The organism is Luteibacter flocculans (assembly GCF_023612255.1).
GTDB classification, from domain to species: domain Bacteria; phylum Pseudomonadota; class Gammaproteobacteria; order Xanthomonadales; family Rhodanobacteraceae; genus Luteibacter; species Luteibacter flocculans.
In genome coordinates, this window is the sequence record NZ_CP063231.1 from 748,434 (window position 1) to 770,707 (window position 22,274).

Annotated in this window: 19 protein-coding genes; 12 read left to right on the plus strand and 7 right to left on the minus strand. The window is 66.7% G+C overall.

Features of this window, described 5'->3' with window-relative positions:
• Positions 1–133: 133 nt before the first annotated feature.
• Entirely contained in the window at positions 134–742 is a 609-nt protein-coding gene (locus IM816_RS03200) for an HNH endonuclease (protein WP_072322674.1), read from the minus strand.
• A 316-nt stretch (positions 743–1,058) separates the two neighbouring features.
• Between IM816_RS03200 and IM816_RS03205 the strand changes: the two genes are divergently transcribed.
• Entirely contained in the window at positions 1,059–1,814 is a 756-nt protein-coding gene (locus IM816_RS03205; protein WP_250339772.1) for a SapC family protein, read from the plus strand.
• A 383-nt stretch (positions 1,815–2,197) separates the two neighbouring features.
• A complete protein-coding gene (locus tag IM816_RS03210) occupies positions 2,198–2,833 on the plus strand; it encodes a pentapeptide repeat-containing protein (RefSeq protein WP_250339773.1) in 636 nt (211 codons plus the stop codon).
• 20 nt (positions 2,834–2,853) lie between these two features.
• Here IM816_RS03210 and IM816_RS03215 read toward each other — a convergent pair whose 3' ends face one another.
• From IM816_RS03215 to IM816_RS03230, 4 genes are all read right to left on the minus strand, one after another.
• Positions 2,854–3,489, minus strand: coding sequence for a trimeric intracellular cation channel family protein (locus IM816_RS03215; protein ID WP_250339774.1), 636 nt, complete (start codon positions 3,487–3,489; stop codon positions 2,854–2,856).
• Positions 3,490–3,575: 86 nt separating this feature from the next.
• Positions 3,576–4,052, minus strand: a complete 477-nt coding sequence (locus IM816_RS03220; RefSeq protein WP_072322677.1) for a GNAT family N-acetyltransferase — start codon at positions 4,050–4,052, stop codon at positions 3,576–3,578.
• Between the two features lie 165 nt (positions 4,053–4,217).
• Positions 4,218–5,993, minus strand: a complete 1,776-nt coding sequence (locus tag IM816_RS03225; RefSeq protein WP_250339775.1) for an acyl-CoA dehydrogenase C-terminal domain-containing protein — start codon at positions 5,991–5,993, stop codon at positions 4,218–4,220.
• 42 nt (positions 5,994–6,035) lie between these two features.
• Entirely contained in the window at positions 6,036–6,536 is a 501-nt protein-coding gene (locus IM816_RS03230) for a hypothetical protein (RefSeq protein ID WP_250339776.1), read from the minus strand.
• Between the two features lie 142 nt (positions 6,537–6,678).
• On the opposite strand from IM816_RS03230, the gene IM816_RS03235 reads away from it, so the two are divergent.
• Positions 6,679–7,161, plus strand: coding sequence for an SET domain-containing protein (locus tag IM816_RS03235; RefSeq protein ID WP_250339777.1), 483 nt, complete (start codon positions 6,679–6,681; stop codon positions 7,159–7,161).
• 102 nt (positions 7,162–7,263) lie between these two features.
• Positions 7,264–7,809, plus strand: a complete 546-nt coding sequence (locus IM816_RS03240) for a type 1 glutamine amidotransferase domain-containing protein (protein ID WP_072322680.1) — start codon at positions 7,264–7,266, stop codon at positions 7,807–7,809.
• A 61-nt stretch (positions 7,810–7,870) separates the two neighbouring features.
• On the opposite strand, the gene fusA is transcribed toward IM816_RS03240, so the two are convergent.
• A complete protein-coding gene (fusA, locus tag IM816_RS03245) occupies positions 7,871–9,910 on the minus strand; it encodes an elongation factor G (RefSeq protein WP_250339778.1) in 2,040 nt (679 codons plus the stop codon).
• A 300-nt stretch (positions 9,911–10,210) separates the two neighbouring features.
• Between fusA and IM816_RS03250 the strand changes: the two genes are divergently transcribed.
• Positions 10,211–11,224, plus strand: a complete 1,014-nt coding sequence (locus IM816_RS03250; RefSeq protein ID WP_250339779.1) for a hypothetical protein — start codon at positions 10,211–10,213, stop codon at positions 11,222–11,224.
• A 54-nt stretch (positions 11,225–11,278) separates the two neighbouring features.
• A complete protein-coding gene (locus IM816_RS03255; RefSeq protein ID WP_250339780.1) occupies positions 11,279–13,276 on the plus strand; it encodes a hypothetical protein in 1,998 nt (665 codons plus the stop codon).
• Between the two features lie 6 nt (positions 13,277–13,282).
• Here the strand turns inward: IM816_RS03255 and IM816_RS03260 are convergent, their stop codons facing one another.
• Entirely contained in the window at positions 13,283–13,768 is a 486-nt protein-coding gene (locus IM816_RS03260) for an RDD family protein (protein ID WP_250339781.1), read from the minus strand.
• 188 nt (positions 13,769–13,956) lie between these two features.
• On the opposite strand from IM816_RS03260, the gene IM816_RS03265 reads away from it, so the two are divergent.
• The 6 genes from IM816_RS03265 to IM816_RS03290 all read left to right on the plus strand — a co-directional run bounded on the left by IM816_RS03265 (position 13,957) and on the right by IM816_RS03290 (position 22,244).
• On the plus strand, positions 13,957–14,274 hold the full coding sequence (locus IM816_RS03265; RefSeq protein ID WP_250339782.1) for a hypothetical protein: 318 nt from the start codon (positions 13,957–13,959) through the stop codon (positions 14,272–14,274).
• A gap of 33 nt (positions 14,275–14,307) precedes the next feature.
• Entirely contained in the window at positions 14,308–15,234 is a 927-nt protein-coding gene (xerD, locus tag IM816_RS03270; RefSeq protein ID WP_250339783.1) for a site-specific tyrosine recombinase XerD, read from the plus strand.
• 83 nt (positions 15,235–15,317) lie between these two features.
• Positions 15,318–16,070, plus strand: coding sequence for a DsbC family protein (locus IM816_RS03275; protein WP_083527424.1), 753 nt, complete (start codon positions 15,318–15,320; stop codon positions 16,068–16,070).
• Between the two features lie 540 nt (positions 16,071–16,610).
• Positions 16,611–20,474: a phosphoribosylformylglycinamidine synthase gene (gene purL, locus IM816_RS03280; RefSeq protein ID WP_250339784.1), complete on the plus strand. Its 3,864-nt coding sequence runs from the start codon at positions 16,611–16,613 to the stop codon at positions 20,472–20,474.
• Between the two features lie 25 nt (positions 20,475–20,499).
• Positions 20,500–21,345, plus strand: a complete 846-nt coding sequence (locus tag IM816_RS03285; RefSeq protein ID WP_250339785.1) for a glycosyltransferase family 2 protein — start codon at positions 20,500–20,502, stop codon at positions 21,343–21,345.
• Positions 21,342–22,244 (plus strand): DMT family transporter, encoded by a 903-nt coding sequence (locus IM816_RS03290; RefSeq protein ID WP_250339786.1) that lies wholly within the window; start codon positions 21,342–21,344, stop codon positions 22,242–22,244. Before IM816_RS03285 ends, IM816_RS03290 begins: the two co-directional genes overlap by 4 nt.
• The last annotated feature ends 30 nt before the right edge of the window (positions 22,245–22,274 follow it).

A 22,274-nucleotide genomic window follows, 5' to 3' on the forward strand; every position in this document is an offset into this window, starting at 1 on the left:
TCGCCTCCCGAGGGGGCGGGGCAAGGGACAAAAGGTGAACATAAAGCGACAGGGCCGGGCAGCGGCCCGGCCTGCGTGGCCGCCGCCGCGGCCAGACGCCGGCAAGCGCCCGGCGCAGCGACGTTTTTTGCCGTTAGCCGGGCCGCCGGTCGCGCGGCAGATGGCTCACCAGGAATTCCATCTGATCGGCGAGGATGTTGCGGTTGGACAGGATCAGGTGCTCCACCCAACTCGGGCGGTAGGGCACGGCCAGCAAGGGCATGTTGGCCTGCTGCGGGGTCCGGTTGCTCTTGCGCAGGTTGCAGGCCAGGCAGGCACTGACCACATTCTCCCACTCGTCGGCGCCCTTCTTGGACAGCGGCACCACGTGGTCGCGGGTCAGCTCGTGGCGCGTGTACTGATGGCCGCAATAAAGGCAGATGTGCCGGTCGCGAGCGAACAGAGCGGTGTTGGTCAGGGCCGGGGCCGGGTCGATCGCGTGTTCGCGACAATGGCCCGTGCTGGCCACGATCGGGTGCAATTGCAGGCTGCTGCGCAGTCCGCTCGCCCGGCTGATGCCGCCGTGGACAGTGACGCACGGGTCGCCCAGGGTCCAGGCCACCACGCCGCGCACATACAGGCAAACCGCGTCCTGCCAACTGATCCAGTCCAGGATGCGGCCTGCCGCATCGAGGGAAAGCACCCGCGTCGCATGTAACGCGGTGACCCTCGGCAGGTCCTCTTGGAGCACTTCCATCGTCATCGTGTCTCGTCCTTCACATAAGCGAAAGAGCGTTCCAGCAAGTCGAACTCCGTGCGGATCGCACGGCGATCCAGCCCCTGCAGGAGGGGTCTGGCCCGAGCATAGCCGATTATTGCTACGGAATAGCGTTCGTCCAAGGGGCCACTGTCGCGCCGTTCAAACGGATGCGGAAAGGTGCCTGGCGCCCGGTGCCGCCCCCTGGGGCTTCACCTGTCATCGACCACTGCTATAGTGGGAATTCGCATTCGAGCCCAGCGGGTTTGGAAGGGGGGCCGGGGTGGCTTCCCAGGTCCGCGGGGTCCATGAGGGTTACACAGTGGCAGAAGTGCTTTTCTACGAGCGTCCGGTTCCCCTGAACCGTACCGCCCACCGCGACCTGCGTCTGAAGGCCGTGAACAACATCCGTTTCGCCGCCTCCGCGCACTCCGTGCCGCTGACCGGCGTCGAATTCGCGCCCGCTGCGCGCGATTTCCCGATCCTCTTCGCGGGCAATTCGCTGGAAGAAGCAGGCCCGATGGCGTTGCTTGGCCTCCGCCAGGGCGAGAACCTGCTGGTCGGTGAGAACGGCTTCTGGGAGCAGGGCATCTACATCCCGGCGTTCGTTCGCCGCTATCCGTTCGTGCTGGCCGAGAAGCCGGCCGGTACCGAAGGCGACGACTTCACCGTGTTCCTCGACGAAGCCTACGAAGGCTTCAACAACGAGGAAGGCGAGCGCCTGTTCAACGAGGACGGCACCGATGCGCCGGCTCTCACCAATGCCGTGAACTTCCTCGGCGAGTTCCAGGACCACGTGGCCCGCACGCAGTGGTTCATGGGCAAGCTGCGCGAGCACAACCTGCTCGAGCCGCGCACGATCACGCTGCAGAAGGAAGGCAAGGGCATCAACCTCAACGGTCTGTTCGTGATCAACGAGGAACGGCTGCGCGCGCTCGACGAGAAGACGGCGCACGAATTCCTGCGCGAGGGTGCCCTCGGCTGGATCTACGCGCACCTGGTCTCGCTGGCGAACATCGACCGCATGGCCGCCCGCCTCGACGAGCGCGAGCGCAAGGAAACGCCGTCGGCGACCTGAGTCGCCGGCAAGTGATACACGATAAGCCGCCTTCGGGCGGCTTTTTCTTTGGTTGTTCGCGCATTGGCGGGAAGGTGGAGTTTTCTTGTCGTTGCTGTTGACGACTCGCTTCGTCGGTTTGGCTCGCCTTCGGCCTCGCATCGGCGCCTGTGCCGCGCTGCGGCTCTCCCGACACGCGACCTGAGTCATTGTGGGAGTCTTCGGTGTCCCCTCGATGCGAGTTTCCGCACAAGAGAGCGGCGAATGACCCGACGTATCCAGACAGCGCCCCGGACTTCCGTGATGAGCCTTTTTCTTTTGGGGTCTATGCGATCGCGCCCGCTTCGCATCATGCTGCGTTCCATAGCTGCTGCGGTGCTCGTTCCTTAAAAGGCTCGACCGCCATGGTTTCTCTCCGTCCGCTTGCCTACGCCACCATGACACGATCCCTGCCCAGCGATACCGAGTTCTACCTGAAGCACTTCGAAGGTCTCGACCTTGCCGGTGAAACGTTCACTTCGAGAACGTTCGAGTCCTGCACCTTCGTACGCTGCTCGCTGACGGAAGCCGTGTTCGATCGCTGCAAGTTCATCGAGTGCACCTTTCGCTCATGTGACCTGAGCAATGCGCGTTTGTCGGCGAGCAAATGCCAGGCGGTGTCGTTCGATGAGTGCAAACTGCTGGGCGTCGACTGGACCCGCGCGGAGTGGCCGCGCTACGCCGCGCCGGGCAAGTTGGCCTTCCGCAAGTCGAACATCAGCTACTCGAACTTCTTTGGCCTCGACCTGCAGGAAACCGTGCTGGAGGAGTGCAAAGCGCACAGCGTCGATTTCCGTGAAGGAAACTTTGCTAAGTCGAACTTCACGTATACCGATTTCCGCGACAGTCTCTTCAACAAGACCCAGCTCATCGGCGTGGATTTCAGCGAAGCCATGCATTACCTGATCAATATCCAGGAGAACCCGGTGCGTGGCAGTCGTTTCACCCGCAGCGAGTCCTTCGGGCTGTTGCATGGTCTGGATATCGAACTGGTCGATTAGTTCTGTTGCAACGTGTTCGCTCACGCGACGCGGGGCAACTGCCAACCGAAAGCCACGGCGGCCATGCGGACGGCGAAGCACACCAGGCAACCCAGCGCCGTGGCGACGGCGGGCGGCCATTGCAACTTCCGGCATCCGATGACCACTGCCGCACCGAGCAGCGCTGCGGTGGCGTAGATATCCGCCATCAGGATCAGCGGCGTGCGAGTGAGCAGCAGATCGCGGATGACGCCTCCACCGCAGCCCGTCACGGCGCCCATCAGGATCGCGTTGATCGGGGTGATCCCGTAATCCCATGCTTTTTCCGCGCCCGTTGCGGCGAAGATGGCGAGCCCGGCGGCATCGAGTGTGAGTAGCACCATGGGCGGTGCGGCTGTCATGGATGCGTGGAACGCAAAGGTGACCAGGCCTGCGGCGAAGGCGAGCGTCGGATAACGCCAGTCGCGAATGGCATTGGGTGGTGTGGCGCCGATCAGTACGTCGCGGACCACGCCGCCGCCCAGCGCGACAATGAACGACAACACCAGCACGCCAAGCAGGTCCAGCCCGCCGTGAATGGCAGCGATGGCGCCTTCGACCGCGAAAACCACCGTGCCGGCGAGATCGCCCGCGAGAACGACGTGTCGGCGGGTCACGGGTATCCACTGTGCGCTCATGTATCCGGTCCAAGCGGTGCCGCGCTCGCGTCCTGCAACCGCCCGCGGCGCGGCGGAGCCGAGTGTTCGTTACAGCGCGGAGGCGCTCAGCGCACCGGCTTCGCCATGCGCATCAGGTCGGTGTCGAAACCGTGCTTGCGATACAACTCCAGCGCGCGCTCGTTGCCGGGGAAGACCGCCAGCGTGACGAACTGGCAGCGGTGCTCCTTGGCCCACGTCTGTGCATGATCGAGCAGGAAGGCGCCGACCCCGGCACCCTCGTAACGCTCGGCCACGGCAATGTCCGAGATGTGGCAATTGTCGCGGTGAGTGAAGAAGTCCTTGGTCTTCTGCAGGTGGACGAAGCCCACCGCCTCGCCCTCGTCGTTCTCGGCGACGAAGATGTAGCTGTTCGACGGTTGCTCGTCGAGGTGCTTGACCAGGTCGGACTCGATGCCTTTCAAGCAGTCGGTGCGCGTGCGACCGTTGGGCAGCTTGAAGTCGACGAAACGGGGAATGAGGCCGAGGATGAACTCGTCGTCGTCGCTCTCGGCGAGACGGATCAGGAACGGAGAATCGCTCATCGTGTCGGTCACCGTCTCGGTCGCAGTTCCGGGCAGAGGCTTTTTTCTACACCTTCGGGCATGTCGAGGAAAGCCCCGCGAGGTCGTAAGTGTGATGGCCCCTATCCGAGCGCGGGCCGTTTCGTAGCCGATGGCTGCCGAAACGGCCCCACGAATCGCTCGCGATTACAGCACCTCAGGGAGGCTCGCCACACCCGCTTCGATCGCTGCCTTGTGCATGTGAATGCGCGGCAGGATGCGGGCGAAGTAGAAGCTGGCGGTGTCGCGCTTGGCCTGCCGGCGTTCTGCCGAGAGGGAGGAACCCTCGGCGGCCAGCACGCTCTTCGCCCAGACATACGCCAGGCTGACATAGCCGGAGAGATAGAGGTAATCCACGGCGGCGGCGCCCAGTTCCTCGGGGTTGGCCTGCGTGCTTTGCGCGATGGCCTGGGTGAGATCCCCCCAGGTCTTCGCCGCCACGGCCAGCGGTCCCACGAACGCGCGGAGCGCTTCGTTCGCCTGGTGAGCCTGACAGAAGGCGGAGATCTCGCCGAGGAAATGCTTCAGGCCGGCGCCCTGCAACTGCATGATCTTGCGACCGAGCAGATCCAGCGCCTGGATCTGCGTGGTGCCCTCGTACAAGGTGATGATGCGGGCGTCGCGGACGAACTGCTCCATGCCGTGTTCGGCGATGTAGCCGTGGCCGCCGAAGATCTGCAGCGCTTCCTTGGTGCACTCCTGCGCGGCTTCGGTAAGCAGGCCCTTCGCGATCGGAATGAGGAACGACAGCAGTTCACCGGCTTCCTTGCGCGCCTGCGGATCGGTGGCGCGCGCTTCGATGTCGCTTTGCAGGGCCGCGTAGGCCGCGAGCACACGACCGCCTTCCACAAACGCACGCTGGGTGAGCAGCATGCGGCGGACGTCCGGATGCACGGTGAGGGGGTCGGCCGGCTTCTCGGGCAGCTTCGGGCCCGAGAGCGCGCGCATCTGCAGGCGCTCGCGCGCGTAATTCAAGCTGTTCTGCAAGGCACGCTCGGAGACGGCCAGCCCCTGAATACCGACAGCCAGGCGCGCCGCATTCATCATGGTGAACATGGCGACCAGCCCCTTGTGCGGGGGGCCGACCAGCCAACCTTCGGCCTCGTCGAAGTTCATGACACACGTGGCCGAGCCCTTGATACCCATCTTGTGCTCGATGGCGCCTGCGGCGACGGTGTTGCGCTCGCCCATCGTGCCGTCCTTGTTCACCTTGAACTTGGGCACCACCAGCATCGAAATGCCGCGGCTGCCGGCCGGTGCGTCGGGCAAACGGGCCAGCACGAGGTGCACGATGTTCTCGGCGAAGTCGTGTTCGCCCGCGCTGATGAAGATCTTGGTGCCGGTGACCCGGTAGCTGCCATCTGCGTTCGGCTCGGCGCGCGTCTTCAACAGGCCGAGGTCCGAACCGGCCTGCGGCTCGGTGAGGCACATGGTGCCGGTCCAGCGACCTTCCACCAGCGGCTTCAAGAAGGTTTCCTGCTGCCACGCGTCCCCGTGGTGCGCCAGCGCATCGGTAGCGCCATGCGACAGCAGCGGGTAGATGCCCCACGCCAGGTTGGCGGAGTCGATCATTTCCTTGGTCAGTGCACCCAGCACGGCCGGCAACGCCTGGCCGCCGAACTGCTCGGGAGCGGTAAGCCCCGCCCAACCGCCATCCACGTACTGGCGATAGGCCTCCTTGAAGCCCTTCGGCGTGGTGACAGCCGCGGTGGTCTTGTCGTAATGGCAGCCTTCGGCGTCACCGGAGGCGTTCAGCGGTGCCAGTACCTGTTCGTTGAAACGCGCGGCTTCATCGAGCACGGCGTCGAACAGGTCGCGGGTATGCGCTTCGCCGCCTTCGAGCTGGCCGAGCACGGCTTCGGCGCCGAGGACGTCGTAGAGCGCGAAGCGCATGTCGTCGAGAGGGGCTTTGTAGAGTGTCATGGAAGATCCTGGGGCGGTCGCGCGGGACGGCGCGGTGAGAGGTCAGGGAGAGCGATACGTGTCGGGAATGCCGGGGACGGGCGAGAGCCAGTTCTTGCCGTGTACGGGGAAGGTCTGGGCCTTGTCTTCCTTTTCCGGCGTGGCGGTCACATGGCCGTCGATGCTGTACGGCAGGGCGCCTGCGCTGCCCTTGGCCGCGAGGGCCGCGAGCGCCTTCGACATCTCCGCCGTGGGCAGCAGGTCGATGGTGGCAACGTCGGCGGCGAAGGAGGGGATGTCCTGGTCGATCTTCGCGTCGAGCAGCACGGCGCCGAGATCGCCGACGCGCAGCGTGCCCTGGAAGGTGTCGAACGACATGCCGCCATAGCTGTTGTTGCGGACGCGCAGGGTCACGTGCCAGGTGCCCCCCGGCTTCGCGGACACTTCCTGCAGGGTCAGCGACGGCGGGAACACGCTTTTCCTGGCCGGCCCGCAGCCCGCGAGCAGGGCAACGCCGGTCACGAATACGGCACGAACGAGGGGGTGGCGGACGATCGAGGTCATTCCGTTGGATTCCGGCATGTCGAACACTCGTTCGATGGTAGCGCCGGGCGCCCGGTACGCGCGAGCCATGCGTTTCAAACGCGGTTCCCAAGCGGCAGGCAAGCAGGCATGATCACGGATCATTCCATCATCACGATCACCCATGACCCGACGCATCGCCGCACGACGTTCGCCCATCCACGGAAATGGCGTTTTCGCCACCGCACCGATCAAGGCCGGTGAGGAGATCATCGAGTACAAGGGCGACCGCATCACGCACGCGCAGGCCGACAAGCGTTACGGCGACGGCGGCGAGACCGGCCACACCTTCCTGTTCACGCTCAACGAGCGCTACATCGTCGATGGCAACAGCCATGGCAACGTCGCCCGCTGGATCAACCACGGCTGCGACCCGAACTGCCAGGCGCTGATCGAGGAAGCCGTGGAGGGTAAGCCGTCCAAGCATGACCGCGTGCTGATCGAAGCCATTCGCGATATCGCGCCGGGCGAAGAGCTCACCTACGACTACGGCATCACGCTCGACATGAAGCACACGGCGCGCCTCAAGAAGATCTGGGCCTGCCGCTGCGGCTCGCCCAAGTGCATCGGCACCATGTTGAAGCCGAAGCGCGCCAAGGCGGGCTGATCCCGTCTTCACGTTTGCCCATGCCGCGGCGACGGCAATGCGACATCTCGCTCATCTGCCGTCGCCCATCCTCGATCGGACATTCCCCCGAGGAGATTCCCCATGGCAAACGATCGACTTAAGGGCCGCCGCGTGGCGGTACTGGCTACCGACGGCTTCGAGCAGTCGGAACTGACCGAGCCCAAGCGCCTGCTGGAAGAAGCGGGCGCGACGGTCGATGTGATCGCCCCCGGCGACGCTCAGCGGATCAAAGGCTGGAGCGGGAAGGATTGGGGCGAAGAGGTTCCCGTTGACGTCCAACTTGCCAAGGCCGATGCCAGCGGCTACGACGCCCTCGTGCTGCCGGGTGGCGTGATCAACCCGGACAAGCTGCGTACCGACGAGAAGGTGCTGGGCCTGGTGAAGACCTTCGCCGAGTCGGGCAAGCCGATCGCGGCCATCTGCCACGGTCCGTGGACGCTCATCAACGCCGGCCTGGTGAAGGACAAGAAGGTCACCTCGTGGCCGTCGCTCAAGCAGGATCTCTCCAACGCGGGTGCGCGCTGGGAAGACAGCCAGGTGGTGAAGGACGGCAACCTCATCACCAGCCGCAAGCCGGATGACATCCCGGCCTTCACGAATGCGTTGATCGACACGCTGGCGGCATAAGCCACCGGGTCCGTCATGGCGGCACGCACGCCGCCATGACGGATGTGCCGACGACCGGGCCTCAATCGTCTTCCACCGTGGGTTTCCACGCTTCCATCAGCTTCTTCTGCACGCCGGGCGGCACCGTGTCGTAGTGACTGAACGACATGGCGTAGCGTCCCTGCCCACCGGTCATGGCCTTGAGCTGGGTCGAGTAGTCCACCAGTTCAGCCAGGGGCACGCGGGCCTTGATGGCCGTCTCGCCGCCGCGCAGCGAATCGGTTCCCATGATCTGCGCACGTCGCGAGGCCAGACCGCCAGTCACGTCGCCCACATAGTGGTCTGGAATCGATACCTCCAGATCCACCACCGGCTCCAGTATCTGGGGCCGGGCGCGCGAAACCGCATCCAGAAACGCCTTTCTGCCCGCGCCGATGAATGCGACTTCCTTGGAATCCACCGGATGGTGCTTGCCATCGTGGACGACCACGCGCACGTCCTGTATCGGGTAGCCGGCGATGGCGCCGTGCTCCAACGCCTGGCGTACGCCTTTTTCGATGGCCGGCATGAATTGCCCTGGAATGACACCACCCTTGGTCTCGTCGGCGAAGACGAAGCCGGCGCCGCGTTCCAGCGGTTCCACACGCAAAAACACTTCGCCGAACTGACCTGCGCCACCGGTCTGCTTCTTGTGTCGATGATGACCCTCGGCATCGGCGGCGATCGTTTCGCGGTAGGCGATCCGCGGCGGCCGTGTGACGACGTCGACGTCGTAGCGCGCTTTCATGCGATCGAGCATGAGCTTGAGATGCAGATCGGACAGCCCGCGCACCACGGTCTCGTTGAGTTCCTTGTGGTGTTCCACGCGGAAGCACGGATCTTCCTCGGCGAGCTTGGCGAGCGCCTGCGCCAGTTTCTGCTCCTGCCCCTTGTGCGCGGGTTCCAAGGCGAGGCCGTACATGGGAGCGGGAAACGGGGCGGGGTCGAGATGGATGCGGGCTTCGTCGGCCGCGTCGTGCAGCACCGCGTCGAAATGCACGTCGTCGACCTTCGCCACGGCGGCGATGTCGCCCGGCACGGCCTCGTCGATCTCGACGTGTTCACGCCCCTTGAGGCGGTACAGATGCGCCACCTTGAACGGCTTGCGTCCATCGTCGACGAAGAGTTGCGCATCCTTGCGGACGGTGCCCTGCCACACGCGGAATACGCCCAGCTTGCCGACGAAGGGATCGTTGACGATCTTGAACACGTCGGCGACCACGTGCCGCTGCGCGTCGGCGGCTATGTCGAACGGCGTACCGTCGGCACTGCGGAACGGCGGTGGGTTGACCTCGGTAGGGCAGGGCAGGATGCGTTCGACGAGATCGAGCAACTCGACGATGCCGACGCCTTCGCGTGCGCTGGTGAAGACGATCGGCACGAGGTGGCCGTCGCGCAGGCAGTGCTCCAATGCGCCGCGGAGTTCGGCCGCGCTGAGTGCGGATTCGCCAGCATCGAGGTAATGCTCCATGACCTCGTCGTCGATTTCCACGACCTGATCGATGATCTGCCGATGCGCTTCGCCGGGCGACGAGAAATCCGTCTCGCCGACTGTCTGGAAGAACGTGTCGCGTATGGCGTGTCCTTTGGCCGCGGGCAGGTTGAGCGGCAGGCACTCGGCGCCGAACTCGTCGCGCAGCGCGTTCACCAACGCGGGCAGGTCCACGCCTTCCGCATCGATCCGGTTGATGATGAGCACGCGCGCGAGGCCGCGCTCTTTCGCCAGCGCCATCATGCTGCGCGTGCCGTGTTCGATACCGTTCGCCGCGTTCACCACGATGGCGACGGTGTCCGCGGCGGCGAGGGCAGCGAGTGCGGGTCCGCAGAAGTCGGCATAGCCCGGCGTGTCGATCAGGTGGATGCGGTAACCGTTGCGCGCGATGGACGCGATCGATGCGTCGATCGAATGCCCCCGCGCCTTTTCCATGGGATCGGTATCGGAAACGGTACTGCCGCGTTCGACGCTGCCCATGGCGGTCAATGCGCCGCCAGTGTGAAGCAGGGCTTCGAACAGGGTGGTTTTGCCGACGCCGGCATGGCCGGCCAGGGCGAGGCTGCGGATGCGTTCCGTGGATGGCGACACGATGCGACCCTCCTTCAGTGGAAGGGACGCGTGGGGAACGCGAACGTCACGATCGGCGTCGCCCTCTCGCACGCCTCCCGGCGTAACGATGGCGGGCCGTCACGGTCGTCCGGGGTCCGGACGGTCATGGCGGTGGTCGGGCAAGGGCCCGGGCCAAGCCTTCTCCTTCCGAGCGCCGGAATCAAGAGGCGAGGGGAATCTTCCGGCACGCGCACGGTCTGAGCGCCGGGGCTTACGCTCCGTTTAGCGGAGCGCCGCTAAGCTTTCCGACTTTCTCACGCCCATGGGGGCCCTGCGCGCGTGCAATATCCTGGCAAGGCGCCACCGTCGTTCGTCGAACCCCACCGGCTGGAGCCGGACGCATCGCCGCGTCCGGCCGGGCTGGCGCCGATCGACGCGGCGACGATCGCTACCCTGCACGCGATAGGACGCCGTCCGCCACCCCGAGAGCGTGTGCGCCGCATCTTGGCGATGGTCGTGGCGATCATCCTGCACATTCTTCTGGTGCTGCTGGTTCGCTACGAGATGATGCCTCGCCCGCTCGTCGGCTACGCCTCGCCCGACGACCGCAACGACGTGCTCGAGGTCCGCTTCATCGCGCCGACCCGGTCCGCGCCACCTGTCGAGGCGCCGCCTCCGCCGCCCGTCACCGAGCCGCCGCCGAAGGTTCGCTCGCCGGAGGCCACACGGCCCGAGCCGCCTCGCCCCAAGGAACCGCCGAAAGACCAGGCGCCGCCGCCGGCCGCCGCCGATACGCCGGCCCCACCGACCCAGCAGCCCGCGTTGTTCGGTACGGACGGTTCGATCGTGCTGCCGAAGCAAGGGGCGGGCTCGTCGACGACCCAGGCCGATTTCGTGGCGCGCAAGCCGACCGACGACAGCGGAATCATGTCGCACAAGACCACGGTCACGTACACGCAGACCCGCTTCGAGAAGGATTGGGCGCCGCGCGATGAGAACGCACTCAACAAGGGGCTGCGCCGCGCGATCGAAAGCACCACGGTGAAGAAGACGATCGACCTGGGTCATGGCACGCGCATCAAGTGCGCCACCGTGTTCTTCGTGCTGCCGGTCGGCTGCGGTGGCGAGGACCCGTCGAAGGCTTCCAAGAAGGACGGCGACGTGCGGCTCAACATGGCGCCCGCCAATCCGTTGGTGAAAGACCTCCCCGACCAGCCTCCGCCGCCGACCGAAGCGGCATGCATCGCTGCCTTCCGCGCCGACAAGCCGCTGCCGCAGGGCTGCGCGTCCGACATTCCGCTCAAGGCGATGGATCAGGAGAACGCCGAGCGAGCGCGGCGCACGGGACAGTAGCTACCGTTACGGTCGCGATTGTGCGCGCGCGCCGCAGCATGGACACTACGCACGATGCCCAAGACCTTCCGACCGGACAGCGACCCAGCGATCGCTGCTAATGCGCTGCCCGTGTCCCCGCGGGAAGCCGCGATGCATGCGCTGGTCTACCGCCGTCGTCTTCGCGAGCGGCCGCGCGATCGCCTGCTACGCGTCGCCGCGTGGGTGGGCACGATCCTCATCCACCTGGTTTTCCTGTTCGGCATGATCCTCGGGCCGGCCTACGACATCCTGCCCCCGCCGCCGTCGCCGCCCGACGAGAATGCACTGCTGGTGCGGCTCATCGACAAGCCCCCTCCGCCGGTGCCACCCGTGCGCGGCACGCCATCGAAGGCGCCTGTGGCGAAGACGCGTTGGAATACCCCGCACTCGAAGGCCAGTCGTGCGTCGAGCGGGTCGCACGCCAGTGCGGTGGCATCGGCGACCAAGACGCCGCCGGCCATCGCCGTACCGGTGGCGCCACCGCCGCGCGTGAAGCCCGACGTGAAACCCAAGGCGCCGCCGCCCAGCGTAGCGGCCGTGGCACAGCGCCCTCTGACCCAGCCCAAGGCACCACCGCCCCAACCGGACCTCGCCAAAGTACCCGTGCCGACGCAGGCGCCGCCCGATCTGGCGCTGGATACGCCCAAGCCGCAGGTCGTGCCGCCGCGGTTCCAGCCCGAACCGGTGCGCAAGGCGCAGGTGGAAGGCACCGCACCGATGCCGCCTCCCGCATCGCTGGCGCTGCCGGAAACGCCGGCCGCGCAGATGGCGGTGACGCCCACGCCGCCGACCATCACCGCGGAACGCACCACGCCTGTGCCCACCACGGCGATCACGCTCGCGACGGTCCCGCGGCCGGAAGTCGAGGAATCCTCGGCACCGCCCACACCGCAGGACACGCCGCTGCCGGCCGTCGCGCCCGAGCCCAGCGCGCCGACGCCCGACCTGGCGATCGACCATCGTCCGGTCCCGCCCAAGGTCGCGGTGACCGTCGAAGCGGTACACGCGCCGGCCGTGGAAGCCGAGGCCGACCTCGAGGCTGTGCCGCTGCCCGACGCCACGGCCAAGCCGACCGTCTCGGCTCCAGCCGCCGACCGTCCCGCTCCGGCCATCCAGGCGCCTGCCGTCACGCCGGGAGAACTGCAACGTCCCGTCGCGGGTGCCGACGTCGCACCCGCTCCCCCCGGTCAGGCGCCGGGCGACAACGCCGCAGGCCAGTCCACCGCGCAGAACCAGGCGGAACAGGGCAAGGCCGACACCGAACGCGCCAAGAGCACCGCGCAGGGCGCACCCGCCCAGCCGTTCGTACCCGGCCAGACCACGGCTGAGGCGTCGGGCTCCAACACGCCGGGAGCCGCGGCGGAAAGCGGCACGCCGGGTGCGGCCAAGGGTGTAGACGAGGGGCAGCGGTTGACCGGGGCGAATGGCACGTCGCAACGCGACGATGGCGTTGTCGGCGGCCAAGGCGACAAGGCAGGGCAGGTGGGGGCGTACGTGGAACTGAAGCCGCACGGCAATCTCGTGCCGCAGTCCGGCGCCCGCGTGCACATCGACTACAAGGCCACACGCTTCGAAGGTGCCTGGACGCCGAAGGGCGAATCGTCGGTGGATACGGCGATCCGTCACGGCGTCGAGGCGGCCACCGTGAAACCGACGATCTCGCTGCCGCGCGGCATCCGTATCAACTGCGTGGCTGGACCGGGCAATACGGGCGGCGCCATGAAGGCGGTGTCGCTGTTCACGATCGGCTGCGGCGGCGACCCGCCGGCCAAGCCGATCAATCAGGACGCCGTGGCGAAGAATCAAACGATGGCGCCCGCGAAGCCGCTGGCCGACAACCTGCCGCCCGCCAACAGCGCCAGCGTCGCGGCGGCACCGGTGGCGCTCGACAACACGGCGCTGTGTACGACGGCGCGCATTTCGGGTGGCCCGATGCCGCCTGGGTGCGAGGCCACCATCAAGGTGAACGTGCCGGCGCCTTCACCAAGCTCGGGATCGTGGGTGCCCGCCAGCGACCAGTTCGGTCGCTGAGCCGATTCACCCCAACCGGCGGATCTCCGTGCCGGCGACCAGATCGTGTAGAGCCCGGCGACGGCGGTCGATCAGGCAAGGAAGCAGCCACACGGCCCAACCGATCAGCGGCGCATAGAGCGCGAAACGCAGCGATGTCAGCGGGTAGAGCGTCAGCAGCAGGAGCGGCAGGGCGGCAACGACCAGTCGCACGATGCCGCGCGTCCAGGTCACGGCGCTGCCGTGGGCATCGGTGACACGGATACGCCAGGGCCGCATGCCGAGCGTCTGCCCGCCACGCACCCAGGACACCAGGAAATACGCAGCGACCACGAGTCCTTGCAGGGGCCGATACCACGCGGCGAGCACCTGGCCGTGTTCGTCGATGAGCTTGCCGCCCGTGGCGAACTGCGCCAGCAGCCCGACCACCATCACGATGGCGACCACGGCGAGCGCGTCGTAGACGATGGCGGCGAAACGGCGCCAGGCGGGAGCAGGGTCGAGTGCGCTCATGCGTATCGGTCTTGGGAAGGCGGGTCATTATGCCCGGCCGCCGCGAGGCCCGGCACGACGCCAGATCTCGCGCTGCATCAACGCGCTACGTTGTCCGTGCCGATTTGACGTTGCGTTGGGTTTCGACGCGAGCCAGACGTCGGCGTAGCTTGGCGGGACCCCCGAAACGACCTTAAAGGAGCGCGGTCATGAGCCTCACCCTGCATTCCACCTTCCCCGAGCTGGACCAGCACATGCGCGCCTTCGACGGCGACGACAATGTGGGTGCCGCGGAATTCCAGCAGTTGCGCGACGATGCGGACAAGCATCTGGATGCGATTGCCGCGGTCGATGCCAGTGGTTTCCGCGAGGCCGCCGATGGGCTGGCTGAAGCCATGCAGAAGCTGGCGCTCGCTGCGCGCAAGGCGAAGCTCTCACCGGAAGATCGCACGGCGCTCAAGACCGCGGCCGAGTATCAGATGGCCTACGTCGTGGCGGGCTACCAGTCGAGTCTCCAGCGACTTTGAGTGCGGCGCGCGGGTCGTGCGACCATCCTGCGCATGGCCCCTGTCGAATCCGTTCCCTCCGCCCAAGCGTCTGCCGATGACGTACGCCTGATCGAGCGCTTCATCGAGCGTATCTGGGCGGAAGACGGGCTTGCCGACCGTACGCTCGAGGCCTATCGGCGCGATCTCCAGCAACTTGCTCGCTGGCTCGCCACGCGCGGGCGCACGCTGGCGAGTGCCGGGCGCGACGATCTTTCCGCATACCACGGCAGCCAGCCGGTGTCCGTGCGGAGCATGGCGCGGCGGCAGTCGGCCTTCCGCCGTTTCTACGCCCAGCTAGCGCGCGACGAAGGTCGCCGCGAAGATCCAACGCTGCTGATGCAGCGCCCGCGGATGCCGCGTGGTCTGCCGAAGGCGCTCGCCGAACGCGAGATCGAGGCGCTGCTCGTTGCGCCCGACATCACGACGCCGCTGGGTCTGCGCGATCGCGCGATGCTCGAATTGATGTACTCATCGGGCCTGCGCGTATCGGAACTCGTCGATTTGCCGTTGGCCGGACTCAATACGCGCCAAGGTGTGCTGCGCGTTACGGGCAAGGGCGGCAAGGATCGCCTCGCGCCGGTAGGCGAAGAAGCTCTGGCGCGCGTGGAGGCCTATCTGCGCGACGCGCGCCCGTTGCTGGCCAAGGGTCACGGGCAGCCCGTCGCCCTGTTTCTGTCCCGGCGCGGCGACGCGATGAGCCGGCAGATGTTCTGGACGCTGGTGAAGCGCTACGCGATGCAGGTGGGCATTCCCGAGAAGCGGGTGTCGCCGCATGTGCTGCGGCATTCCTTCGCTACGCATCTTCTCAACCACGGCGCGGATCTGCGCGCCCTGCAGATGCTGCTCGGACACAGTGCGCTGAGCACCACGCAGATCTACACGCTGGTCGCAAAAGAGGGGCTGAAGCGCCTTCACGCCCAGCACCACCCGCGCGGCTGAGGCATGCCACAATCGGGAACCGAACGCCGGGGCCGTGTTCCAAGCACCCCGCGTTTCCCCCGGTCATCGATGGAGTCGTACCGATGTTGAAGAAAATCCTGCCGGCGATCCTTGCCGGTGCGTTCGCCATGACGGCCTGTGCCGCCGACGACCAGAAAGCCGTTCGCGACGCGATCGAGTCCCTCGGCCCGGGCATTCAGGTGGACAGCATCGGCCCGGCGCCGATGCCCGGCTTCTACCAGGTGGTGGCCTCGGGTCGCATGGTTTATGTCAGCGCAGACGGCCGTTACATGCTCAACGGTAACCTGATCGACCTCAAGTCGAAGACCGATCTCAGCGCCGCAAGCTGGGCCGCCACGCGCAAGGCTGCCCTGGCCAAGTTGCCGGCATCGCAGCGTCTGATCTACGCGCCGGCCAACCCGAAGCACACCGTCACCGTGTTCACCGACGTCGACTGCGGTTTCTGCCGCCAGCTGCACGCGCACATCGACGAGTTCAACAAGCAGGGCATTGCGGTCGAATACGTGTTCTGGCCGCGCGAAGGCGTGAAGACCACGGCCGGCAACGATACGCCGTCTTACACCAAGGCGGTGTCCGTCTGGTGCAGTGCCGACCGCAAGAACGCCTTCAACGAGGCGATGAAGGGCGCCACCCCCAAGGCGGCGACCTGCGCGAACCCCGTGAAGGACGAATTCGAGCTGGGCGAACGCCTGGGCGTGAACGGCACCCCCACCATCGTGACCGAGAACGGGGACGTGGTCGGCGGCTACGTGACGCCCGCCCAGTTGCTTCAGGCCCTGGAAGCCCCTGCCGGCACCCCCCGTCGCGGCGGCTGAAAAACACACCAGTGGGAGCCACCCTGGTGGCGATAAGCCAACGAAGCGGTGTAGCAGCGAGGCAAGCTCCCATCGCCAGCAGGCTGGCTCCCACCGGTTCCCATCGCGGCAGTTTAAAAACCATTGGTGGGAGCCACCCGGGTGGCGATAAGCCAACGAAGTGGTGTAGCGGCGAGGCAAGCTCCCATCGCCAGCAGGCTGGCTCCCACCGGTTCCCATCGCGGCGGTTGAAAAACATTGGTGGGAGCCACCCGGGTGGCGATAAGCCAACGAAGTGGTGTAGCGGCGAGGCAAGCTCCCATCGCCAGCAGGCTGGCTCCCACCGGTTCCCATCGCGGCGGTTGAAAAACATTGGTGGGAGCCACCCTGGTGGCGATAAGCCAACGAAGCGGTGTAGCGGCGAGGCGAGCTCCCATCGCCAGCAGGCTGGCTCCCACCGGCGGCTCCCATCGGCGGCTTCCGTAGGCGCCGGAGGCCCGACCATGCTGCCGCGCAACATCATGTAGAATGGGCGTTTTCCTGCAGCGCCTTTTCCCCCGCATGATCGCACTCGACGGGCAGAGCGCCCTCTCGCCTTTTCGCCTCGAACGACTGAACGCCCACCTGGATGCCCTGCATCACGGGACGCGGGTGCAGGCCGCCTGGTTCACTTACTTCGTCGACGCCGACGTCCCGCCGGAAGGCGAGGCACGCGTGCGTCTGCTTGCCGTGCTGGAGGCGAAGAGCACCGGTCCGGAAGATGCCACGTTCTGGGTCGTGCCGCGTCTGGGCACGATTTCGCCGTGGTCGAGCAAGGCCACCGACATCCTGCATGGTGCCGGCTTCGACGTGCGCCGTGTGGAGCGCGGCACCGCGTGGCGCGTCACCGGCATGCCGGCAGAAGATGACGCGTCCTACGCCGCGGTCATGGCAGCCTTCTGCGATCCGATGGTGCAGTCGCCGCTGGATTCGCTGGAGCAGGCGTCCGGCCTGTTCCTGGCGGGCGAACCGGGTGCGCTCGGTCGCATCGATCTGGGCAACGATGCCGTGGCCGCGCTGTCGGCGGCCAACGCGTCGCTGGGCCTCGCCCTGGCCGACGACGAGATCGACTACCTCGCCACGCGCTATGCGGAGATGGGTCGCGCGCCGACCGACGCCGAGCTGATGATGTTCGCGCAGGCGAACTCGGAGCATTGCCGGCACAAGGTCTTCAATGCCACGTGGACGCTCGACGGCGCTGAGCAGCCGGCGTCGCTGTTCGGCATGATCAAGAACACCCACCAGCATTCGCCTGCGCATACGCTCTCGGCGTATCACGACAACGCGGCGGTGATCGAAGGCTACGAGGGCCAGCGTTTCTTCGTCGACCCGAAGGACAGCGTGTTCCGCACGGTCGCGGAAGCCGCGCCGTATGCGATCAAGGTGGAAACGCACAATCACCCGACGGCGATCGCGCCGTGGCCGGGTGCCGCCACCGGTGCCGGTGGCGAGATCCGCGACGAAGGCGCGACGGGCCGCGGCGGCAAGCCCAAGGCCGGTCTCACCGGCTTCTCCGTCTCGCATCTGCGCATTCCCGGCCTTCCGCGCCCGTGGGAGAAGGATCGCCCGCTACCGCCGCGCATGGCCTCGGCGTTCGAGATCATGCGTGACGGTCCGCTCGGCGCGGCCGCGTTCAACAACGAATTCGGTCGTCCCGCGCTCGGCGGTTACTTCCGTACGTTCGAGCAGGAAACAGGCGACAAGGGCGTGCGTCGCGGCTACGACAAGCCGATCATGATCGCAGGCGGCCTCGCCGCGATCCGCCCGGGACACGTCGACAAGCGCAAGCTGCGCGCGGGTGACAAGGTGATCGTGCTCGGCGGCCCGGCCATGCTCATCGGTCTGGGCGGCGGTGCCGCCTCGTCCGTGGCGTCGGGTACCTCGAGCGCGGAACTCGATTTCGCCTCGGTACAGCGCGACAACCCCGAGATGGAGCGCCGCTGCCAGCAGGTGATCGACGCGTGCTGGGCGCGCGGCGACGAGAACCCCATCGTCAGCATCCACGACGTGGGCGCGGGCGGTGTGTCCAATGCCATTCCCGAGATCCTCAACGACGCGGGCGTGGGCGGCATCATCGATCTCTCCAAGCTGCCGTGCGACGATCCGACGCTGTCGCCGATGCAGATCTGGAGCAACGAGTCGCAGGAGCGCTACGTGCTCGCGATCGGCAGCGAGAACCTGGCGCTGTTCGAGGAATACTGCGCGCGCGAACGCTGCCCGTTCGCCGTCGTCGGCGAGGCGACCGACGAACCGCGCCTGCTGGTGCGCGACACGCGTCGCGACATCACCGTGATCGACCTGCGCATGGACGTGCTGTTTGGCAAGCCGCCGCGCATGCACCGCGACGCCGTGCGCGTGAAGCCGCGCGTGGACCTGGTGGCCGACCTGACCGGCATCGGCATGGACGAAGCACTGATGCGCGTGCTGCGCCTGCCGGCGGTGGGAAGCAAGAGCTTCCTCATCACTATCGGCGACCGTACCGTCGGTGGCCTCAACGCGCGCGATCCGATGGTCGGTCCGTGGCAGGTGCCCGTGGCCGACGTGGCGGTCACGATGACCGACTTCGACGGCTACACCGGCGAAGCCATGGCGATGGCCGAGCGCGCTCCTGTCGCGCTGCTGTCCAGCGCCGACGCCGCACGCATGGCCGTGGGTGAGGCGCTGACCAACCTCGCCGCCGCGTCGATCACGCTCGACGAAGTGCGCCTCTCGGCGAACTGGATGGCCGCCGTGAATCATCCGGGCGAAGACGCTGCGCTGTTCGATGCGGTGCGTGCCGTGGGCATGGAACTGTGCCCGTCGCTCGATATCTCGATCCCCGTGGGTAAGGACTCGCTGTCCATGCAGACGGTATGGACCGACGAGAGCGGCAAGGCGCAGAAGACCGTGTCGCCGGTATCGCTGGTCATCACGGGCTTCGCCCGTGTGGACGACGTGCGTCGCACGCTCACGCCGCAATTGCGGCTCGATCGCGGCGACACCGATCTCTGGCTGATCGATCTCGGCGCGGGCCGCGATCGCCTCGGCGGTTCGGCGCTCACCCAGGTCTTCAATCGCGGGGGCGGCGTCCCGCCGGATCTCGACGACCCCAAGCGCCTGCGCGCGATGTTCGAGCTGATCCAGGAGGCCAACCGCGCCGGCCTGCTGCTGGCCTACCACGACCGTTCCGATGGCGGCGCCATCGTGACGCTGCTGGAAATGGCCTTCGCCGGTCGTTGCGGTCTTGAGCTGCGTCTGGACGGTTGGGCAGAAGCAACGCTTCGCGCGCTGTTCAATGAAGAACTTGGCGCCGTCGTGCAGGTGGCGTCGGCCAATCGCGAGGCCTTCGAGCAATTGCTGGTCAAGTACAACCTCGCCGGCATGACCCATAACGTGGGCCGCCCGAAGGAAAAGCTTGGCATCAAGTTGCACCTCGGCGGCGAGACGCCGTTCAAGTGGAACTGGACCGAGCTGTTCCGCGCCTGGAATGAAACCAGCTACGCGATGCAGCGCCTGCGCGATAACCCGCAGAGCGCGGATCAGGAAAACGAGTGGCGCCTCGACGACGTCGATCCGGGCATCTCGCCGAAGCTCGTCTTCGATCCGACGGAGAACATCGCTGCGCCGTATATCGCCACGGGTGTCCGTCCGCGCGTGGCGATCCTGCGCGAGCAGGGCGTCAACGGCCAGGTGGAAATGGCAGCGGCATTCGATCGCGCCGGCTTCGAGGCGGTGGACGTCCACATGACCGACCTCGCCAGCGGTCGCCACCATCTCAAGGACTTCGTCGGCTTTGCCGCGTGCGGCGGTTTCTCCTATGGCGACGTGCTTGGCGCCGGCCGTGGCTGGGCGACCTCCATTCTCTACAACGACGCGTTGCGCGAGCAGTTTGCGCGCTTCTTCGAGGATGGCAGCCGCTTCGCCCTGGGCGTGTGCAATGGTTGCCAGATGATGTCCGGTCTCAAGGACATCATTCCGGACGCGAAGCATTGGCCGCAGTTCCTGCGCAATCAGTCGGAGCAGTACGAGGCACGCCTCGCCACGCTCGAGATCCTCGACTCCGGCAGCATCTTCTTCCGTGGCATGGCCGGCTCGCGCATCCCGGTCGCAGTGGCGCACGGCGAAGGTCGCGTGCATTTCCCGAGCGTGTGCAGCCCGTCCAAGAGCCACGCCGCCGCGCGCTTCGTGGACAACCGCGGCAAGCCGACCGAGAGCTACCCGTTGAATCCGAACGGTTCGCCGGGTGGCCTGGCTGCCTTCACCGCGGCCGACGGGCGCGTCACGATCATGATGCCGCACCCCGAGCGCGTGTTCCGCACGGCGCAGTTGAGCTGGCATCCGGAGCAGTGGGGCGAGGATTCCCCCTGGATGCGGATGTTCCGCAACGCGCGCGCGTGGGTGGGCTGACGAGAGGCACCGCACCGTGGCCAATATGCCTGTCACGAGCGTCATCATTGTTCTTGCCGACAGCGGTCCGCTGACGCGCGAGTGCGTGGAGCACGCCCTGGCGAGCGACGTGCCGGTGAACGTCGTCGTCGTGGACAACGGGTCCACTGACGGCATCCCCGAGTCGCTCGATCGCGCCTACGCGGACGACGACCGGGTGCGAATCGTCTACAACCGCGCCAACCTGGGCTTTGGCCCTGCAGTGAATCGTGGCGTCGCGCAATCGCGCGGCGCGCGCATCCTGGTGCTCAACCCTGACTGCCTCGTGCAGCCCGATACGATCCGGCGCATGGCCGCGCACATGGACGTCCATACGGGCATCGTGGGTGCCGTCGTCTGCGACGCCGAGGGACAGCCCGATCCCGCCTCGCGCCGGCGCGACCCCCTGCTGCGCCGTGCGCTCGCGACCAAGCTCGGTCGCGGCGGCGATGCCGGCATCGACATCGACGGTCCCATCCCCGGTGGCGCGGAGGAGGTGGAAATCGTTTCCGGTGCCATCATCCTGATGTCCCGCTCCGTCTTCGAGCGCCTGCGCGGTTTCGACGAAACGTTCTTCCTCCACTGCGAGGATATGGATCTTTGCCGTCGTGCCCGCGATGCGGGCTACAAGGTGCTGCTCGCGGGCGACGTGCGCGTGCTGCACGGGAAGGGCGGATCGAGCCGGCATCGGCCCGTGTTCGTCAGCCGACACAAGCACCGCAGCATGTACCTGTGGTTCCGCCGGCACGATCCCGCCGCACGCAACGTGTTCGTGCGCATGCTGGTCTGGCTCGGCATCTGGTCGCATTTCCTGTTGAAGATCCCGGGGCAGTTGCTGCGGAAACGTCGATGAGCGACGGCCACCGCGGCGCCGGTCTCGCTACCCTCGGCCTGCTCGCCGTCACGGCCATTTGGGGCTCCACCTTCGCGTTGATCAAGGGGGTGGTCGGGCGGATGCCCGTGGCGGATTTCCTCGCGGTTCGGTTCGCCATTGCCGCCATCGCCATGGTGCTGCTGTTCGCGCTGCCGCTACGTCGGCTCGGTCGCGCGTCGTTGCTGCGTGGCCTGGCCCTGGGCGTACTCTACGGCCTGGCGCAGTGGCTGCAGACGGAAGGACTGGCGCGCACGTCGCCCAGCGTCAGTGGCTTCGTCACCGGCATGTATGTGGTCATCACGCCGATCCTTTCGCTGCTGATCTTCCGTCAGCGCATGCCGTGGACCACATGGTTGGCCGTGCTGCTCGCCACGCTGGGCCTCGGCGTGCTCGCTCTGAGTGGTTTCTCAGTAGATGCGGGCGTGCTGCTGACGTTGGCGTCGGCAGCGCTGTACGCGTTGCACATCGTGGGGCTGGGTCACTGGTCCAAGCCCGGCGATGCGTTCGGCATGTCCGCGATCCAGATGGTCGGCATTGCCGCGGTCTGCCTGCTCATCACCTTGCCGCACGGCGGTCCGACCCTCCCGCCCGATGCGGCTGCGTGGATTTCGGTGCTCTACATGGCGCTGGTGGCGGGCGCGTTCGCCATGCTGGTGCAGACCTGGGCGCAGGCGCATATGCCGGCCACGCGAGCGGCCATCGTCATGACCACCGAGCCGGTATTCGCGGCGGGCTTCGCCGTGCTGCTCGGTGTGGACGTGCTCACGCCGCGCATGCTCGGCGGGGGCGCCTTGGTGCTGGCTGCCATGTACATGGTGGAACTGGCACCGCGCTTTCGTCGCCGCAAGCCCGCGGAAGCGTTGCATCACGAGGTGTAGCGTCTCCACGATCCGCTTTCAGGCGCGGGG

Bases quoted from the DNA above. Each gene is read 5' to 3' on its own strand.
- IM816_RS03200 (WP_072322674.1), bottom strand. From the start codon at position 742: ATGACGATGGAAGTGCTCCAAGAGGACCTGCCGAGGGTCACCGCGTTA.
- IM816_RS03210 (WP_250339773.1), top strand. From the start codon at position 2,198: ATGGTTTCTCTCCGTCCGCTTGCCTACGCCACCATGACACGATCCCTG.
- IM816_RS03215 (WP_250339774.1), bottom strand. From the start codon at position 3,489: ATGAGCGCACAGTGGATACCCGTGACCCGCCGACACGTCGTTCTCGCG.
- IM816_RS03220 (WP_072322677.1), bottom strand. From the start codon at position 4,052: ATGAGCGATTCTCCGTTCCTGATCCGTCTCGCCGAGAGCGACGACGAC.
- IM816_RS03225 (WP_250339775.1), bottom strand. From the start codon at position 5,993: ATGACACTCTACAAAGCCCCTCTCGACGACATGCGCTTCGCGCTCTAC.
- IM816_RS03230 (WP_250339776.1), bottom strand. From the start codon at position 6,536: ATGACCTCGATCGTCCGCCACCCCCTCGTTCGTGCCGTATTCGTGACC.
- IM816_RS03235 (WP_250339777.1), top strand. From the start codon at position 6,679: ATGACCCGACGCATCGCCGCACGACGTTCGCCCATCCACGGAAATGGC.
- IM816_RS03240 (WP_072322680.1), top strand. From the start codon at position 7,264: ATGGCAAACGATCGACTTAAGGGCCGCCGCGTGGCGGTACTGGCTACC.
- IM816_RS03255 (WP_250339780.1), top strand. From the start codon at position 11,279: ATGCCCAAGACCTTCCGACCGGACAGCGACCCAGCGATCGCTGCTAAT.
- IM816_RS03260 (WP_250339781.1), bottom strand. From the start codon at position 13,768: ATGAGCGCACTCGACCCTGCTCCCGCCTGGCGCCGTTTCGCCGCCATC.
- IM816_RS03265 (WP_250339782.1), top strand. From the start codon at position 13,957: ATGAGCCTCACCCTGCATTCCACCTTCCCCGAGCTGGACCAGCACATG.
- xerD (WP_250339783.1), top strand. From the start codon at position 14,308: ATGGCCCCTGTCGAATCCGTTCCCTCCGCCCAAGCGTCTGCCGATGAC.
- IM816_RS03275 (WP_083527424.1), top strand. From the start codon at position 15,318: ATGTTGAAGAAAATCCTGCCGGCGATCCTTGCCGGTGCGTTCGCCATG.
- purL (WP_250339784.1), top strand. From the start codon at position 16,611: ATGATCGCACTCGACGGGCAGAGCGCCCTCTCGCCTTTTCGCCTCGAA.
- IM816_RS03285 (WP_250339785.1), top strand. From the start codon at position 20,500: ATGCCTGTCACGAGCGTCATCATTGTTCTTGCCGACAGCGGTCCGCTG.
- IM816_RS03290 (WP_250339786.1), top strand. From the start codon at position 21,342: ATGAGCGACGGCCACCGCGGCGCCGGTCTCGCTACCCTCGGCCTGCTC.